We start from the raw sequence: 17210 nt of genomic DNA, 5'->3' as shown, positions 1-17210 counted from the left end.
CCAGGGACAGCACCAATAACAGCCCTTGGCACGGTCGCCTTTTGGGCCTCGATTAGAGGCTCCGATGGACCTACTGCTCCCGATAGGCGGGCATTACCAAGCCCGCTCAAAAACACAACAAATGAGGGCGTGAAAATGGTGTTGAACAAACGTGCAACCGCAGTGCTGTTCGCGGGTTTATTGGCTACGGTCACTCACGCGGCCCTGGCGGCCGAAAGCGTGAATTTCGTGAGCTGGGGCGGTAGCACCCAGGATGCGCAGAAGCAGGCGTGGGCCGACCCTTTTAGCAAGGCCAGCGGCATCACCGTGGTGCAAGACGGCCCGACCGACTACGGCAAGCTCAAGGCCATGGTCGAAAGCGGCAACGTGCAGTGGGACGTGGTAGACGTCGAGGCCGACTTCGCCTTGCGCGCCGCCGCCGAAGGCCTGCTCGAACCCCTGGACTTCTCGGTGATCCAGCGCGACAAGATCGACCCGCGCTTCGTCTCCGACCATGGCGTCGGTTCGTTCTTCTTCTCCTTCGTGCTCGGCTACAACGAAAGCAAACTCGGCGCCGCCAAGCCCCAGGATTGGACCGCGCTGTTCGACACCAAGACCTACCCCGGCAAACGCGCCCTCTACAAATGGCCCAGCCCTGGCGTGCTCGAACTGGCCCTGCTCGCCGACGGCGTGCCCGCCGACAAACTCTACCCCCTGGACCTGGACCGCGCCTTCAAGAAACTCGACACCATCAAAAAAGACATCATCTGGTGGGGCGGCGGCGCGCAATCGCAGCAACTGCTGGCCTCCGGCGAAGTCAGCATGGGCCAGTTCTGGAACGGTCGCATCCACGCCCTGCAGGAAGATGGCGCACCGGTGGGCGTCAGCTGGAAGCAGAACCTGGTCATGGCCGACATCCTCGTCGTGCCTAAGGGCACCAAAAACAAAGCCGCCGCGATGAAGTTCCTGGCCAGTGCCAGCAGCGCCAAGGGCCAGGCCGATTTCTCCAACCTGACCGCTTATGCACCGGTGAATATCGACAGCGTGCAGCGCCTGGATTCAGTCCTGGCGCCCAACCTGCCGACGGCGTATGCCAAGGACCAGATCACCCTCGATTTCGCCTACTGGGCCAAGAACGGTCCGGCCATTGCGACACGGTGGAATGAATGGCTAGTCAAATGAAAATGACGGCAACCACACCGACCGGGAGCGCCCTCGGCGCTGCCGGCGCGGTTTGCAGCAAAGCCGTATCGCCGCCCCTGGCCCAGCGCTGGCGCGGGGCGGGCAACCTGATCCCGGCCCTGCTGTTCCTCGGCCTGTTCTTCCTCGCACCGCTGATCGGGCTGTTGCTGCGCGGCGTGCTGGAGCCCGTGCCGGGCCTGGGCAACTATGAACAGCTGTTCGCCAACTCGGCCTACGCCCGCGTGCTGCTCAACACCTTTTCGGTGGCGGGCCTGGTGACCCTGTTCAGCCTGTTGCTGGGCTTCCCGCTGGCCTGGGCGATTACCCTGGTGCCACGCGGCTGGGGCCGCTGGATGCTGAATATCGTGCTGCTGTCGATGTGGACCAGCCTGCTGGCCCGCACCTATTCCTGGCTGGTGCTGCTGCAAGCCTCGGGGGTGATCAACAAGGCGCTGCTGGCCATGGGCATCATCGATGTGCCCCTGGAGATGGTGCACAACCTGACGGGCGTGGTGATCGGCATGAGCTACATCATGATTCCGTTCATCGTGCTGCCGTTGCAGGCGACCATGCAGGCCATCGACCCGATGATCCTGCAGGCCGGCTCCATCTGTGGCGCGAGCCCGTGGACCAACTTCTTCCGGGTGTTCCTGCCGCTGTGCCGGCCGGGGTTGTTTTCCGGCGGCTTGATGGTGTTCGTGATGTCCCTCGGTTACTACGTCACCCCGGCGCTGCTCGGCGGTGCGCAGAACATGATGCTGCCCGAGTTCATCATCCAGCAGGTGCAGTCGTTCCTCAATTGGGGCCTGGCCAGTGCCGGTGCCGCGTTGCTGATCTTCATCACGCTGGTGCTGTTCTACTTCTACCTGAAGCTTCAGCCGGAATCCCCGGTTGGCGCCAGCCATGCGAGGTAAGCCGTCATGCTGCTGACTCCGAATGCCATGAGCCGCAGGATGCGTCTGGGCCTCTACGCCACCACCGGTTTGATTGGGCTGTTCCTGCTGCTGCCGATCGTGTTTATCGTGCTGCTGTCGTTCGGCTCGTCGCAATGGCTGGTGTTCCCGCCACCGGGCTGGACGCTGAAATGGTACGGCCAGTTCTTCTCCAACGCCGACTGGATGAACGCGGCGCTGGCCAGCCTCAAGGTCGCCGTGCTGACCACCGTGTTCGCCGTGGCGCTGGGCCTGCCCAGCGCATTTGCCCTGGTGCGCGGGCGCTTCCCCGGCCGCGAACTGCTCTATGGCCTGTTCACCCTGCCGATGATCGTGCCACTGGTGATCATCGCCGTGGCGGTGTACGCGCTGTTCCTCAAGCTCGGCTACACCGGCACGATGTTCGCCTTTGTGGTCAGCCACGTGATTGTCGCGTTGCCGTTCACCATCATCTCGATCATCAACTCGCTGAAACTGTTCGATCAGTCGATTGAAGACGCCGCGGTGATCTGCGGTGCGTCGCGCCTGCAGGCGGTGTTCAAGGTGACCTTCCCGGCGATTCGCCCGGGGATGGTGGCCGGTGCGCTGTTCGCCTTTCTCGTGTCATGGGACGAAGTGGTGCTCAGCGTGATGATGGCCAGCCCGACCCTGCAAACCCTTCCCGTGAAAATGTGGACCACCCTGCGTCAGGACCTGACACCCGTGATCGCCGTCGCCTCGACGCTGCTGATCGGCCTCTCGGTGCTGGTCATGGTCATCGCCGCCGCCGTTCGCCGGCGCACAGAAACCCGCGCTTGAGCGCCCAGGAGCAGAACATGAGTGCAGTGATCCAAGATGCCGCGCAGAACCCTGGCCAACCTCTGGTCAGCCTGCGCAACCTGAACAAGTTCTATGGCGAATTCGCCGCCGTGGACAACATCTCGCTGGACATCAAGGACGGCGAGTTCCTCACCTTCCTCGGCTCCAGCGGCTCGGGCAAAAGCACCACCCTGTCGATGCTCGCCGGCTTTGAAACGCCGAGCAGCGGCGAGATCCTGGTGAGCGGCCAATCGCTGGTCAACGTACCGCCGCACAAGCGCGACATCGGCATGGTGTTCCAACGCTACTCGCTGTTCCCGCACCTGTCGGTACGCGACAACATCGCCTTCCCCCTGGCGATCCGCAAACTGGCCAGTGACGAGCGCGAGAAGCGCGTCGACGCCATGCTCAAGCTGGTGCAACTGGAACAGTTCGCCCATCGCCGCCCGTCGCAACTGTCTGGCGGCCAGCAACAGCGCGTCGCCATCGCCCGGGCGCTGGTGTACGAGCCGCGTATCCTGCTGATGGACGAACCGCTCGGCGCCCTCGACAAGAAGCTGCGTGAGGACTTGCAGGACGAGCTGCGCCAGTTGCATCGGCGCCTGGGCATCACCATCGTCTACGTGACCCACGATCAGGAAGAAGCCATGCGCCTGTCCCAGCGCATCGCGATTTTCAGCCACGGCAAGATCGTCGGCCTGGGCAGCGGTTTCGACCTGTACCAGAACCCGCCGAATGCGTTTGTCGCCTCATTCCTGGGCAACTCCAACTTCCTCAAGCTCAAGGCCCAGGGCAACGCGGCGGCGTCGTTCGAAGGCCAATCCCTGTCGATCCGCCTGATCGGCGGCCTGCGCAGCGAGCAGGACGTGCTGCTGATGGTGCGCCCGGAAAAAGCCCTCGCGCTGAGCGTCGAACAGGCCGCCGGGCAACCATTGGCCGCAGGCTGGAACGAAGTGTCGGCCATCGTCGGCGAAGTGCTGTTTCTCGGTGAAAGCCAGACCTGCAGCGTGAAAACCCTGGGCGGCACCTCGATGACGGTCAAGGCATTGTCCGCCGCCGGCATGCCGCTCAAGGCCGGCGACCCGGTGCGCGTGCGCTGGGCCACGGCGGATGCCTGCGTGTACACCGAATGGGCCGAAAGCGATCTGAACAAAGCCGCCGGCGCCCATTAAGCCAAACAAAAAGCTGAACCATCCCCTGTAGGAGCTGGCTTGCCAGCGAAAAAACCACAGCCGCCGCGGACATCCAGGCGTCCCACGTCATCGTTAACGACCATCGCCGGCAAGCCGGCTCCTACAGGGTTATGCCCCCACGGTAGGAGCTGGCTTGCCAGCGAAAAACCCACAGCCACCGCAGGCATCCAGGCTTCCCGCGTCATCGTTAACGACCATCGCCGGCAAGCCGGCTCCTACAGGGTTATGCCCCATGGTAGGAGCTGGCTTGCCAGCGAAAAACCCACAACCACCGCGGGCATCCAGGCTTCCCCCGTCATCGTTGACGACCATCGCCGGCAAGCCGGCTCCTACAGGGTTATGCCCCCACGGTAGGAGCTGGCTTGCCAGCGAAAAAACCACAGCCACCGCGGGCATCCAGGCTTCCCGCGTCATCGTTAACGACCATCGCCGGCAAGCCGGCTCCTATAGAACTCTGCGCTCGAAAATCGCGCCCTCGATGCCCAGCACCTCGCAGGTATCGGCATAGATCCCCACGCCCTTCTCCCATACGTGCTTGATCGACTGGTCGGCGCAACGAATCTGGTAATTGAGTTCGAACGGTTCCTGGCGCGACAACGCATATTGCACCTCGCGCCATACGTAGTCGGCATCCTCGGCGAGGATCAGGCTGTTGTAGGTGAACTCATGGTTGTCCACCAACCGCTCGGCGGGGTAGCCGGTCAATTGCAGGCAGCCGGCACTGACGAATTCCATGGTCCAGTCGCGGTTGTTACGGCCGCGATAGATCAGCCCAGGCATGCTGTCGAGCAAACTCATGCTGCTGCGTTGGCTGGCCTGCAGGGCGATTTCGCGGCGCTTGTGCGCGGTGATATCTCCGGCCACCAGGTAGAAGCCCTGCGGGCCGCGCTTGAGACTGACCTCGAACCAGCGCAGCTCGCCGCACGGATGCACGAAGCGCAGGCGTTGGTTGAACGAGGTCTCGGGACGCCGGCGCAGCTCATGCAAGGCCTGGCGCCACAGCGGGCGGTCTTCCTGGTGGACGTAGTCGACGACGTTGCGCTCCGCGCCCGGCGCGCCCATCAACTCGGCCCAGGCCAGGTTGAAGTGGGCGATCTGGCCGTTGTCGCGCAGGTGCAGCAAGGCGGCGGGAAAACAATCCATCAGGTGCGCGGGCGATGTCTGCACCCAAGCGTCAGAGCTTTCCCTCATCTAGTGACGCTCCTCGTGTTTGAGCAAGGCGCCGCTGTGTACCCGGGCGGCCAGCTCCAGGCGCGAATGCAGATTGAGTTTCTGCAACAGGCTGCGCACATAGATTTTCACCGTGCCGTCGCTGATCCCCAGCTCCCTGCCGATCTGTTTATTGCTCATGCCGGCGGCGATCAGCGCCAGGGTCTGGCCTTCGCGTTCGGTGAGGTTTTCACCGCCCGGCGTCTCACCGTGTGGCCTGGGCTCGGCCGGGTCGGCGAGCAAGGCGATCAGGGTTGAGTCGAGCATGATCGCGCCCTTGTGGCAGTTGCGCATATACGCCAGCAACGCCTCGGGCTCGGTTTCCTTGAGCACATAACCGCTGGCGCCCAGGCGCAGGGCGCTGAGCAGTTCGGCGCGGTCCATCGAAGCGGTGAGCACCACCACCTGGCAGTCCAGGCGCAATTGGCGCAGCTCGTCCAGCACCTGCAGGCCGCTCAGGCCAGGCATGTGCAGATCCAGCAACACCTGCTGCGGCGTCAGGCTCACGGCCAGGTTGATGCCCTCCCGGCCACTGGCCGCCTGCCCCACCACTTCAAAGTCGTCGCTGGCATCGAACAGTTGCGCCAGGCCTTTGCGAAACAGTGGGTGATCATCGATCAGTAATAAGGTCGTGCAGTCCATCGAGACTCCCGTGTGGCAGGTCGTGGTGGCGGCGCAGGCCAAGATGCACGCGCACGCCGTGCGGGCGGATCGCTTCAATGCTCAGTCGCGCGCCGATGCTGGCGGCGCGCTCGCGGATAATCGCCAGGCCGAAATGGTTATGCTCATCGCAAGCCGGGCTCAAGCCGATGCCATCGTCCTCCACCGACACCGAGGCATCGCCGTCCTGGGTCTGGCGCAGTTCAATACGCACATGCCGCGCGTGGGAATGGCGCACCGCATTGGCCAGGGCCTCGCGAACAATTTGCAGGATCTGCAATTCGGTTTCCGGGCTCAGGGCATCGTCGGCCAGGCGGTTATCCAACTCGAACACGATGATGCAACGCCGCGAAAACTCCGCGACGGAGTCGGCCAGGGCCTGGCGCAGTGAGCGTCCGTCCATGGTCAGGCGTGCGCTGGTGATCAGCTCGCGCACCTGGCGTTGCAACTGGCTGAGGCCGGCGCACAGGTCCTGCAGGGCAGGCGCGCCCAGCTGTGACTGCAAGCCGTGGGCCTGGAACGCCAGGTAACCCAACTGTTGCGCCACCGAATCGTGCAGCTCACGGGCCAGCGCGCCGTGGCGCGACGTTGCCTGCCTGCGCTGCTGCTCACGGTTGTCGCTGCGCAGACGCACGCTGACCGCCACGGCTTGCGCTGCTTCCTCCAGCAACTGGCGCCAACTGGCACCGGCCCGTCGGGGGGTGTCGAGCAGTAACGCGCCTTTTTCACCCTCGGGCAAGGCGCACACCAATCGGTGTACCCCGCGTTGCCGGCAAGGGCCGCAGGCCTGGGGCGTGTCCATCGCACTCGCGTCGCGCCAGGGGCAGCGCGCCACGTTCTGGCAGCCCTCGATCAAGCCACGTCGCGTCGGGCCCAGGTCTTCGCCGCCCAGGATCAGGTTGAGCCTGGCGGCGGGCAGCAGTGCGTCGAAACGGTCCAGAAAACCCGACAAGGCACCGTCAGCGTGCAGGGGCAACCCGGCCAACAGCCTGCGCACGCTGCGCGCCTGTTCGGGGCGCACAGGCCCCAACCAGAGCGGCCAGCTCTTCGGTCGCGTTCGCACTCTTCGATAACTCCCCGTCCGGTTGCTGAGCATTAGTGCAAGACCAGCAACTTCCATGCCCCGAACGCCAGTGCGACAAGGCTTATCTCCAAAGGCATAGCCCTTTTTCCAGATTGAGAAGATTTTCCTCATAGGAAACGATCTCTCCCAACAGGAAACAAAACGCACCTTGGAGAGCCCGCATGACGCACACCCACAACCGCCCCATCGTGGTGATGCAATCGGCAACCGCCGGCATGGCGGTTGCCGCCGACCTGCACAAGCCTTTGCTGCTGAGCGGCGAACAACCCGACTTCAGCCGGCGTTTACAACAGGCATTGGCCAGCGCAACCGTGGGTTGTCGGCTCTACCTGTTGGGCGATGAGGCCTTTGTCTGGCGCATTCACGCCGAAGCCCGAGCCGCCGGCCTGGAAGACGACGAGATCAGCGTGACCTGCACGATGCCCGGCCTGCGCCAGGTGTATTGCGCCCATTGCGGGTTGACCCAGACCGCAGGCCCAGAGCCGGTGTTGAACTGCATCGGCTGCAACGTCGGGCTGGAAGTGCGCGCACACTTTTCCCGGCGCCTGGGGGCTTACCTCGGCGTGTGCATCAACCCCGACCAGCCCTACGCGGGGTTCCAGCCATGAGCGCCGCCCTCAAGGTTCAGGTCAGTGCGGCCAGAATGCTCACCCCCGTGGTGCGCGAGTTCACCCTGACCGCCTGCGACGGCGCCCTGCCCGCTTTCTCGCCCGGCAGCCACGTACAGGTGCATCTGCCGCTGGCCGAGGGCACGGTGCGTAACGCCTACTCGCTGACCAGCGACCCGGCGCACACGCGCCACTACCGCATCGCCGTGCGCCTGCAGGACGCGTCTCGCGGCGGTTCGCAGTACTTGCATCGCCAGGTGCAGGTCGGCGACACCTTGCGGATTTCGCCGCCGGCCAATCTGTTCGCGCCCCATGGCACCGCACGCCGGCACATCCTGATCGCCGCCGGCATCGGCATCACGCCGTTCATGGCCTATATCGCCACGATGGAACAACAGCAGGCCGACTTCGAACTGCATTACCTGTTCCGGCCAGGCCTCAGCGACGCCTACCTCGATGAATTGCAACAGCGCCTCGGCCCGCGCCTGCACGCCTACGACCGCCGCCCGGACCTGAGCCGCATCCTCGCCAACCGGCCGCTGGGCAGCCACGTCTACACCTGTGGCCCGCAACCCTTGATCGAGGCGGTCGAGCAACACGCCGATCGCCTCGGTTGGCCGCGCAATCGGCTGCATGCCGAGGCGTTCAAAGGCGCGCAACCGGGCCAGCCGTTCGACCTGCAACTGCTGCGCAGTGGCCGCACCCTGCGCGTGGAGGCCGAGCAGAGCCTGCTCGAAGCCTTGGAGCACGCGGGGTTGCAGGTGCCCAACCTGTGCCGTGGTGGGGTCTGCGGCCAGTGCATCACGCGCCATCAAGGCGGTGCCATCGAACACCGCGACAGTTTCCTCAGCCCGGCCGAGCAGGCCGAATTTCTGATGCCCTGCGTCTCACGCGGCAGCGGCCCCTGCGTTTCGCTGGACCTATAGGAGTGAGTGCCATGCCCCTGCAATCGAGCCCTGTGCTGAGCTATCGCGACGATTTCAGCTTTCGCAACAGCCCGGCGGCGATCCGTCGCTTCCCGTTTCCGTTTATCGAGGACAGCTACCTGTACTCGGTGAACATCGAACCGGCCACCTCCCGCGACCCGGGTTCCGTCTACGAGCACGCCTTCGACATCGACGAGCACTACCGCTCGGAAATGGCCGAACGCGCCCTGATCCTGGACAACGACCCGCGCCGCTACCTGGTGATGCCGCACATGCAAGCGGCGGCCTGGGATGCGCTGCAAATGCTCATGGAAAACCTCGCCGTCGACTACCCGCAGTGGTTCAGCCTGGTGCGTGACGGCGACCGCTGGCACTGGCGCAACCACCTGCTGCAGATCGATCAACCGTTCATCTTCGGCGATGCCGCCAGCCTGCCCTGCGCACCGCTGGAATACATCGGCCGCCAGGTGCAAGGGGATTTCGCCCTGCTCGACCAGCGCGACGGCGACCTGTACATGGACGCCGGCCTGGTCACCAGCCCGGCCGACTGGTCACTGGCGTTCGATGCCGGGATGAGTTTCAAGCAGTGGCATGCACCGGTGCCCATGGCCCACCAGATGGGCGTGTTCGAGCGCGCGCTGAAGTACCTGCTCAACCTGCAGGCCGGCCAGCCGGTCCGGCGCCTGAACTGGACCCTGACCATCAACCCGCGCCTGGATTCGTCGCCGGAAACCTTCCATCAATGGGGCGCCGACCGCGGCCGGATCACCGCGCAGAACGTCGGGCAACAGGTGCATCTGCGGGTCGAACTGCAAGTGATGGCGCGCCTGCCGCGCAGCAACGCAGTGATGTTCAGCATTCGCACCTACCTGATCAGCCTGGACGAACTGGTCAGCCACCCCGGCTGGGGCTGCCGCCTGCACCGCGTGCTGCGCGACCTGCCCGATGCCATCGCCGACTACAAGGGCATGACCCGCTATCGACAGACCCTGGTCGAGTGGCTGAGCCAGTTCGATCCACTCGCCTGAACCTTTTCCCGGTGCTCCTTTTCACAGCAAGGAATCTCACATGACCCACTCCTGGCGTATTTCTGCATTGGCCGAGCGGCACCGCGCGCTCGGCTCGAACCTCGAAGACTGGAACGGCATGGGCACCGCCTGGACCTACCGCAGCGCGCTGGCCGATCACCACGAAGCGATCCGCACCCGCGCCGGCCTGATGGATGTATCGGGCCTGAAAAAAGTCCACTACGTCGGTCCGCACGCCGAAAGCCTGTTGCAGTGGGCCACCACCCGCGACATCGCCAAGCTCTATCCCGGCAAATCGGTGTATGCGTCGATGCTCGACGAGGACGGCAAATTCGTCGATGACTGCATCGTCTACCGCACCGGGCCCAATGCGTTCATGGTCGTGCATGGCGCCGGCACCGGGCATGAAATGCTGGTGCGCTCGGCCCAGGGCCGGCAAGTGGCGGTGCTGTTCGACGACGATCTGCACGACCTGTCGCTGCAAGGCCCGCTGGCGGTGGATTTTCTCGCCGAGCACGTGCCTGGCATCCGCCAGCTGCCGTACTTCCATCACCTGCAAACGCGCCTGTTCGAGCGCCCGGTGATGATCTCCCGCACCGGCTACACCGGCGAGCGCGGCTACGAGATTTTCTGCAAGGCCGCCGACGCCCCGTTCCTGTGGGACAGCATCCTCGAACAGGGCGCGAGCCTGGGAATCATTCCCTGCGCCTTCACCGCCCTGGACTGGCTGCGAGTGGAAAGCTCGCTGATGTTTTTCCCCTACGACAACTCGCAGATGTACCCCTTCGCCGACCAGAAGGCCGGCGACACCCTGTGGGAAATGGGCCTGGACTTCACGGTTTCGCCCGGCAAACAAGCGTTCCGAGGCGCCGAAGAACACCTGCGCCTGCGCGGCCAGGAGCGCTTCAAGATCACCGGCGTGCTGCTCGACGGCGTGCGCCCGGCCGAGGCTGGCGACACCTTGTGGCAGGGCAACCAGCAAGTCGGCGTGATCACCTGCGGCATGTATTCGCGCCTGAGCAAACGCTCGATGGCCATCGCGCGCATGAGCGTCGCCTGCGCCGTACCCGGCATCCCGTTGCAGGTGCGCGGCAGCTTCGAAGGCACCGCCACCACCCACGCCCTGCCCTTCGACGACCCGCAAAAAACCAAGCGCACGGCCAAGGGCTGAGCCTTCCTTCACCGCATTCAGGAGCCTTCGATGGACGCCTCAAGCGAACATTACATTCTCAAGATCACCTGCCCGGCGGCGTCCGGGATCGTCGCCGCGATCAGCGCCTGCCTGGCCCGGCAGCAGTGCTACATCAGCGAGTTGGCGCAATTCGACGACGAGTTCACCGGGCAGTTTTTCATGCGCGCGGTGTTCCGTTTCAACAAGGGCGTCAGCGGTGATATCGGCGACCTGCGCAAAGGCCTGGGCGAGCTCGCCGGCGGCTTCGACATGCAGTGGCAGTTGTTCAGCTCACGCCAGCCGACCCGCGTGCTGCTGATGGTCAGCAAGTTCGACCATTGCCTCACCGACCTGCTCTACCGCCACCGTAAAGGCGAAATGGACATGACCATCACCGCCGTGGTCTCCAACCACCTGGACCTGCGGGCGATGGCCGAGCGTGAGGGCATCCGCTTCATCTACCTGCCCATCACCAAGGACACCAAGGCCGGCCAGGAAGCCGAACTGATGCGTATCGTCGAAGACACCCAGACCGATCTGGTAGTGCTCGCGCGCTACATGCAGATCCTGTCCGACGGCCTGTGCCAGCAACTGTCGGGGCGGGCGATCAACATCCACCACTCGTTCCTGCCCGGTTTCAAGGGCGCCAAGCCGTATCACCAGGCCTATGACCGGGGGGTGAAGCTGATCGGCGCCACCGCCCACTACGTCACCAGCGACCTCGACGAGGGCCCGATCATCGAGCAGGAAATCCAGCGCGTCGACCATACGCACTTGCCCGATTCACTGGTCGCCATCGGCCGCGACACCGAAACCGTCGCCCTTTCCAAAGCCCTGAAATACCACCTGGAACACCGGGTGTTCATCAACCACGACAAGACAGTGATCTTTCGCTGAAACCCTTCAGGAGGCACGCTCATGACTCTACGTGTAGCAATCATCGGCGCCGGCCCATGCGGCCTGGCACAACTTCGCGCCTTCCAGTCGGCCCGCGACAAGGGCGCCGCCATTCCCGAACTGGTGTGCTTCGAGAAACAGCAGGACTGGGGCGGCATGTGGAACTACACCTGGCGCACCGGCCTGGACGAAAACGGCGAGCCGGTGCATGGCAGCATGTACCGCTACCTGTGGTCCAACGGCCCCAAGGAATGCCTGGAGTTCGCCGATTACACCTTTGAAGAACATTTCGGCCGGCCCATCGCCTCCTATCCGCCCCGCGAAGTGTTGTGGGACTACATCAAGGGCCGGGTGGAAAAGGCCGGCGTGCGCGACTACATCCGCTTCAACAATGTGGTGCGCCAGGTCACCTTCGACGAACAGACCCAGCGCTTCACCGTGTACGCCCACGACTACACCCACGACACCTTGACCTGTGAAGAATTCGACTACGTGATCAACGCCTGCGGCCACTTCTCCACGCCCAAGGTGCCGTACTTCGAAGGCTTCGAGCAGTTCGCCGGGCGCATCCTGCATGCCCATGACTTTCGCGAGGCGCTGGAATTCAAGGACAAGGACCTGCTGATCATCGGCAGCAGCTATTCGGCCGAGGACATCGGCTCGCAATGCTACAAATATGGCGCGCGCAGCATCACCAGCTGTTACCGCACCACGCCCATGGGCTATGCGTGGCCGGACAACTGGGAAGAAAAGCCGCTGCTGCAACGCCTGGAAAACAACCGTGCGTTCTTTGCCGATGGCAGCAGCAAGCACATCGACGCGGTGATCCTGTGTACCGGCTACAAGCACCACTTCCCGTTCCTGCCGGATGAGCTGAGCCTCAGGACCGACAACCGCCTGTGGCCGATGAACCTCTACAAGGGCGTGTTCTGGGAACCCAACCCGCGGCTGATCTACCTCGGCATGCAGGACCAGTGGTACTCGTTCAACATGTTCGACGCCCAGGCCTGGTATGCCCGCGATGTGATCCTGGGGCGTATCCCATTGCCCAGCCAGGCCGCGATGATCGCCGACAGCCAGCAATGGCAGGCACGGGAACTGACCCTGGAAACCAACCAGCAGATGTTCGAGTTCCAGGGCGCCTACATCCAGCACCTGGTGGACGCCACCGACTACCCGGATTTCGACATCGCCGCCGTCAACGAGACCTTTCTGCACTGGAAGCACGACAAGGCCGAAAACATCATGGGCTATCGCGACAAGTCCTACCGCTCGCTGATGACCGGCACCCAGTCGCCGCCGCACCACACCCCGTGGCTGCTGGCCCTGGACGACTCGATGGCGGCGTACCTGGGCGAGCCCGTGACGCCCATCAAATCAGTCGGCTGAGCGGGTGCCCATGATGAATGCTCCGCGTGTTTCCCACCCGCGAGAACCCGGGCTGTTTGCCCGGGCGCCGAACCTCGAACGCTACCGCGTGGCCGCCGGCGGTGTGACGCTGGTCGACCTGCAGCCCGGCGACGGCCTGCAGGTGATCGACCTCGAAGGCCGGCAAACCTGCGAACTGCTGGCCCTCGACGCCAGCGGCCGCAGCGCCCTGGCGAGCTGGGGGCTGAGCGGCTCGAGCGCCTGCCGCGTGCCACCGCGTGTCGGCCAGGCGCTCAAGCGGCGCGGCATCGACGCGCAGGCACTGCCCCTGGCCGCCGCGCTGTGGGACGACGCCAGCCCGCCCGGTCACACTCGGCAGTTTGTCGCCCATGACCGCCTGCTGGTGATCGTCGCCGCTCCTGCCGGGCCCACCGCCGTCGACCGGCAATACCGGCCCAGCGAACTGCGCCTGCTGGTGACACGGGCCAACCCGTCGCCCCTGCTGGTGCCTGCCCTGCCCGAGCCATTGGGCGAGGTGCTGGACGAGTTCACCGTGCGCGCGGGCACGGCCCACGGCTACAGCGTCGCCAAGGGCCAGTACGTGCAGGTGCTGGACGTCGCCGGCCGCCAGTGTTCGGACTTCGTCGCCCTCGACCGCCGCGCCCTGGATCGCGGCGTGGAGCTGGACCTCGACCAGACCGTGACGCGCACGCTGAACGGCAGCGCCTACCCGGCGCCGGGGCTGTTCTCGAAGTTTTTCGACCGCCGGATGCAGCCGATGCTGGAGGTGGTGCAGGACACCGTCGGGCGCCACGACGCCTTCGCCCTGGCCTGCGCGGCGCGCTACTACGAATCCCATGGCTATTTCGGGCACGACAACTGCAGCGACAACCTCAGCCGCGTACTCGCGCCCTACGGCGTGCAAGCGCGCAACGGCTGGCCGGCGATCAATTTCTTCTTCAACACCGGCATTGATGCACACCAGCAGATGACCCTGGATGAGCCGTGGTCGCGGCCCGGCGACTACGTACTGCTGCGGGCCATGACCGAGCTGGTGTGCGGCAGTACCTCGTGCCCGGATGACATCGACCCGGCCAATGGCTGGAACCCGACCGATATCCATGTCCGTATCTACCGCGAGAAGGAGCGTTTTTCCATCGCCATGAGCACTCGAACCACGGCCGATGCCGACCCGATACTGACCCGTGAGACCGCGTTCCACTCACGCACCAGCGCCCTCACCGGCAGCTTCATCGACTACCGCAACTGGTGGCTGCCGTTGCGCTACGACGGTTATGGCGCCACCGAGGAATACCTCGGCTGCCGCGAACGCGTGGCCGTGATGGACCTGACCGCCCTGCGCAAATTCGAGATCATCGGCCCCGACGCCGAAGCCCTGTTGCAATACTGCCTGACCCGCGACGCGCGGCGCCTGGCGGTGGGCCAAGTGGTCTATTCGGCGATGTGCCACGAACACGGCGGCATGCTCGACGACGGCACCCTGCTGCGCCTGGGCCCGGACAACTTCCGCTGGATCTGCGGCGAAGACTACGCCGGTGTGTGGCTGCGCGAGCAGGCCCACAAACTGGGGATGAAGGTGTGGGTCAAGTCCGCCAGCGAGCAAATTCACAACCTGGCGGTGCAAGGGCCGCTCAGCCGCGAGCTGCTCAAGCAGATGGTCTGGACGCCGCCCACCCAACCGAGTGTGGACAGTCTCGGCTGGTTCCGCTTCCTGGTCGGCCGGCTGGACGGTTTCGAGGGCTGCCCGTTGATGATTTCGCGCACCGGCTACACCGGCGAACTGGGCTTTGAGGTGTGGTGCCAGCCCGAAGACGCCGAACGGGTGTGGGACCGCATCTGGCAACTCGGCCAACCCTTGGGCCTGGTGCCCCTCGGCCTGGAAGCGCTGGACCTGTTGCGCATCGAAGCCGGGCTGATTTTTGCCGGCTACGAGTTCAGCGACCAGACCGACCCGTTCGAGGCCGGCATCGGCTTCAGCGTGCCACTCAAGAGCAAGACCGATGATTTTATCGGCCGCGACGCCCTGTTGCGGCGCAGCGCCCATCCCAGCCACAAGCTGGTCGGCCTGCACCTCGGCGGCAACGAGGCGGCCCACCACGGCGACCCGGTGTACCACGGCCGCGCCCAGGTCGGGGTCATCACCAGCGCCTGCCGCTCACCGTTGCTGGCCAGCAATATCGCGCTGTGCCGGGTCGACGTGAGCTGCGCCGAGCCCGGCACCCTGCTTGAGATTGGCAAAGTCGATGGCCTACAGAAGCGCATCAGCGCCACGGTCAGCGCAGCGATTTTCTATGACCCGGACAAGAGCCGCGTGCGTAGCTGATCGTCCCGATACCGATGTGTGCCACCCCACTTTGACTGCCCACTTTGATTGCCCTTCTTAACCGCTACTCAGACATGGGAATACGAAGATGGAAGCGACGACGTTCGAGGCTGTACCGCAGGCTGCCCGCTCAGTGGGCAGCCTGCACCGCAAGATCGATTGGCGCGGTGCATTCTGGGTCGCCAGTGGCGTGCCCGCGCTGGTGCTGTTCTCCATCGGCGCGATTGCCGCCACGGTGGGCAAACCGGCCTGGATCGTGTGGATCGTGTCGATCCTGTTCGGGTTTATCCAGGCCTTCACCTATGCCGAGATCGCCGGGCTGTTCCCGCACAAGTCCGGCGGCGCCTCGGTGTACGGCGCGGTGGCCTGGGTGCGCTACAGCAAGTTGATCGCGCCGGTGTCGGTGTGGTGCAACTGGCTGGCCTGGTCGCCGGTGCTGTCCATCGGCTCGGGGCTGGCGGCGGGGTATATCCTCACCGCGCTGTTTCCCGCCGATGCGCTGATCAACACCTGGCAACTGACCCTGCTTGACCTGGGTTGGGTCAAGAGCGGCCTGTCGTTGCGCATCAACGCGACGTTCGCCATTGGCCTGTTGATTCTGCTCACGGTGTTTGCCGTGCAGCATGGCGGCATCCTGCGCTCGGCGCGGCTGACGCTGGTGCTCGGGGTCACCTCGCTGATCCCACTGTTGCTGGTGGGCGTGGTGCCGTTGTTCACCGGGGACGCGACCCAGGCCAACTTCCTGCCGCTGTTCCCGCTGGCCCATGACGCGGCCGGGCAAGTCATCGACGGCCCGTGGGATATGTCCGGCTGGTCGCTGATGGCCGGCGGGCTGTTCATGGCCGCGTGGTCCACCTACGGGTTCGAAACGGCGGTGTGCTACACCCGCGAGTTCAAGGACCCCAAGCGTGACACCTTCAAGGCGATCTTCTACGCCGGCCTGCTGTGCATCCTGGTGTTCACCCTGGTGCCGCTGGCGTTTCAAGGCAGCCTGGGGCTGGGCCAACTGGTGACCCCGGCGGTGCTCGACGCCAGCGGCGCGGTAGTGACTCCGGCGGTGTACAGCGGCCTGCTGTCGCCGGCGATCTACAGCGGCATGGGCGTTGGCCAGGTGATGGCCGACAGCATCGGCGGCGGCAAGGTGGTCGCCAATATCGTGCTGATCATGCTGGTGCTCGCCACGTTGCTGGCGATCATGACCTCGATGTCCGGCTCGTCGCGCACCCTGTATCAGGCGTCGGTGGACGGCTGGCTGCCCAAATACCTGGGGCGCACCAACGAACACGGTGCGCCCACGGCGGCGATGTGGACCGACCTGTCGTTCAACCTGCTGTTGTTGCTGATGTCGGACTATGTGTTCGTGCTGGCGGCGTCCAACGTCAGCTACATCATTTTCAACTTCCTCAACCTCAACGCCGGCTGGATCCACCGCCTCGACCGCCCCGACTGGGTGCGCCCGTACAAAGCCCCCACCGTGCTGCTGGCGGCCGGCGGCGTGCTGAGCTTCGTCAACCTGGCGTGCATGGGCCTGGGTGCGGATATCTGGGGCGCAGGCACGCTGGTCACCGGCTTGCTGCTGGCGCTGTTGATCCTGCCGGTGTTCTGCTACCGCCACTATGTGCAGGACAAAGGCCGCTTCCCCGCGGCCATGCTCAGTGACTTGTATATCCAGGCCGATGACGGCCAACGCCGCGCCGGCTGGCTGCCCTACGCCACACTGATCGCCGGTGTGCTGGTGGTGTATGCCTGCCATCAACTGGTAGCCTGAATGCCGTGGGCTGCCTATCGCTGAGGGATTTATCCCTCAGCGCCCCTATTTCTCCAGACAATG

General features: G+C 64.6%; 15 protein-coding genes. 12 read left to right on the top strand and 3 right to left on the bottom strand.

All coding sequences use genetic code 11. From position 1 onward, the window contains the following. Window positions 1–135: 135 nt before the first annotated feature. Genes INT12_RS22315 through INT12_RS22300 form a run of 4 tightly spaced genes read left to right on the top strand, consistent with a single transcriptional unit; the run spans window position 136 to window position 4063 of the window. The gene (locus INT12_RS22315) at window positions 136–1161 is read left to right on the top strand and encodes an ABC transporter substrate-binding protein (protein ID WP_193039787.1); all 1026 of its coding nucleotides are present in this window, start codon (window positions 136–138) and stop codon (window positions 1159–1161) included. Further along, entirely contained in the window at window positions 1158–2075 is a 918-nt protein-coding gene (locus INT12_RS22310) for an ABC transporter permease (RefSeq protein WP_046383897.1), read from the top strand. Before INT12_RS22315 ends, INT12_RS22310 begins: the two co-directional genes overlap by 4 nt. Before the next feature lie 6 nt (window positions 2076–2081). Further along, window positions 2082–2891, top strand: a complete 810-nt coding sequence (locus INT12_RS22305) for an ABC transporter permease (RefSeq protein ID WP_046383898.1) — start codon at window positions 2082–2084, stop codon at window positions 2889–2891. 17 nt (window positions 2892–2908) lie between these two features. Then, the gene (locus INT12_RS22300) at window positions 2909–4063 is read left to right on the top strand and encodes an ABC transporter ATP-binding protein (RefSeq protein ID WP_193039788.1); all 1155 of its coding nucleotides are present in this window, start codon (window positions 2909–2911) and stop codon (window positions 4061–4063) included. Window positions 4064–4528: 465 nt separating this feature from the next. On the opposite strand, the gene INT12_RS22295 is transcribed toward INT12_RS22300, so the two are convergent. The 3 genes from INT12_RS22295 to INT12_RS22285 are packed head-to-tail and all read right to left on the bottom strand — an operon-like array spanning window position 4529 to window position 7016. After that, window positions 4529–5275 carry a PAS domain-containing protein gene (locus tag INT12_RS22295; protein ID WP_057006014.1) on the bottom strand — a complete coding sequence of 249 codons (747 nt, stop codon included), beginning with the start codon at window positions 5273–5275 and terminating at the stop codon, window positions 4529–4531. Further along, window positions 5276–5935, bottom strand: a complete 660-nt coding sequence (locus INT12_RS22290) for a response regulator (protein ID WP_046383903.1) — start codon at window positions 5933–5935, stop codon at window positions 5276–5278. After that, a complete protein-coding gene (locus INT12_RS22285; RefSeq protein ID WP_232591586.1) occupies window positions 5904–7016 on the bottom strand; it encodes a sensor histidine kinase in 1113 nt (370 codons plus the stop codon). Before INT12_RS22285 ends, INT12_RS22290 begins: the two co-directional genes overlap by 32 nt. A gap of 182 nt (window positions 7017–7198) precedes the next feature. Here INT12_RS22285 and INT12_RS22280 point away from each other — a divergent pair, with 182 nt between their 5' ends. The 8 genes from INT12_RS22280 (at window position 7199) to INT12_RS22245 (ending at window position 17147) form a co-directional block, all read left to right on the top strand. Then, window positions 7199–7645 (top strand): dimethylamine monooxygenase subunit DmmA family protein, encoded by a 447-nt coding sequence (locus INT12_RS22280; protein WP_046383904.1) that lies wholly within the window; start codon window positions 7199–7201, stop codon window positions 7643–7645. Beyond that, window positions 7642–8571 (top strand): PDR/VanB family oxidoreductase, encoded by a 930-nt coding sequence (locus tag INT12_RS22275; protein ID WP_046383905.1) that lies wholly within the window; start codon window positions 7642–7644, stop codon window positions 8569–8571. Before INT12_RS22280 ends, INT12_RS22275 begins: the two co-directional genes overlap by 4 nt. 11 nt (window positions 8572–8582) lie before the next feature. Next, window positions 8583–9599, top strand: coding sequence for a heme-dependent oxidative N-demethylase family protein (locus tag INT12_RS22270; protein ID WP_102618264.1), 1017 nt, complete (start codon window positions 8583–8585; stop codon window positions 9597–9599). Between the two features lie 40 nt (window positions 9600–9639). Then, the gene (locus INT12_RS22265) at window positions 9640–10770 is read left to right on the top strand and encodes an aminomethyltransferase family protein (protein WP_193039789.1); all 1131 of its coding nucleotides are present in this window, start codon (window positions 9640–9642) and stop codon (window positions 10768–10770) included. 30 nt (window positions 10771–10800) lie between these two features. Beyond that, window positions 10801–11667: a formyltetrahydrofolate deformylase gene (gene purU, locus INT12_RS22260; protein ID WP_046383908.1), complete on the top strand. Its 867-nt coding sequence runs from the start codon at window positions 10801–10803 to the stop codon at window positions 11665–11667. A 21-nt stretch (window positions 11668–11688) separates the two neighbouring features. Further along, window positions 11689–13056 carry an NAD(P)-binding domain-containing protein gene (locus tag INT12_RS22255; protein WP_046383909.1) on the top strand — a complete coding sequence of 456 codons (1368 nt, stop codon included), beginning with the start codon at window positions 11689–11691 and terminating at the stop codon, window positions 13054–13056. 13 nt (window positions 13057–13069) lie between these two features. Beyond that, entirely contained in the window at window positions 13070–15379 is a 2310-nt protein-coding gene (locus INT12_RS22250) for a DUF1989 domain-containing protein (RefSeq protein ID WP_193039790.1), read from the top strand. 88 nt (window positions 15380–15467) lie between these two features. Then, window positions 15468–17147 carry an APC family permease gene (locus tag INT12_RS22245; protein WP_102618267.1) on the top strand — a complete coding sequence of 560 codons (1680 nt, stop codon included), beginning with the start codon at window positions 15468–15470 and terminating at the stop codon, window positions 17145–17147. The last annotated feature ends 63 nt before the right edge of the window (window positions 17148–17210 follow it).

Origin of the sequence: Pseudomonas sp. K8 (assembly GCF_014889455.1) — a bacterium.
Lineage (GTDB): Bacteria > Pseudomonadota > Gammaproteobacteria > Pseudomonadales > Pseudomonadaceae > Aquipseudomonas > Aquipseudomonas veronii.
The sequence above is the reverse complement of the archived record's forward strand: the minus strand, read 5'-3'. Positions and strand labels throughout refer to the sequence as shown.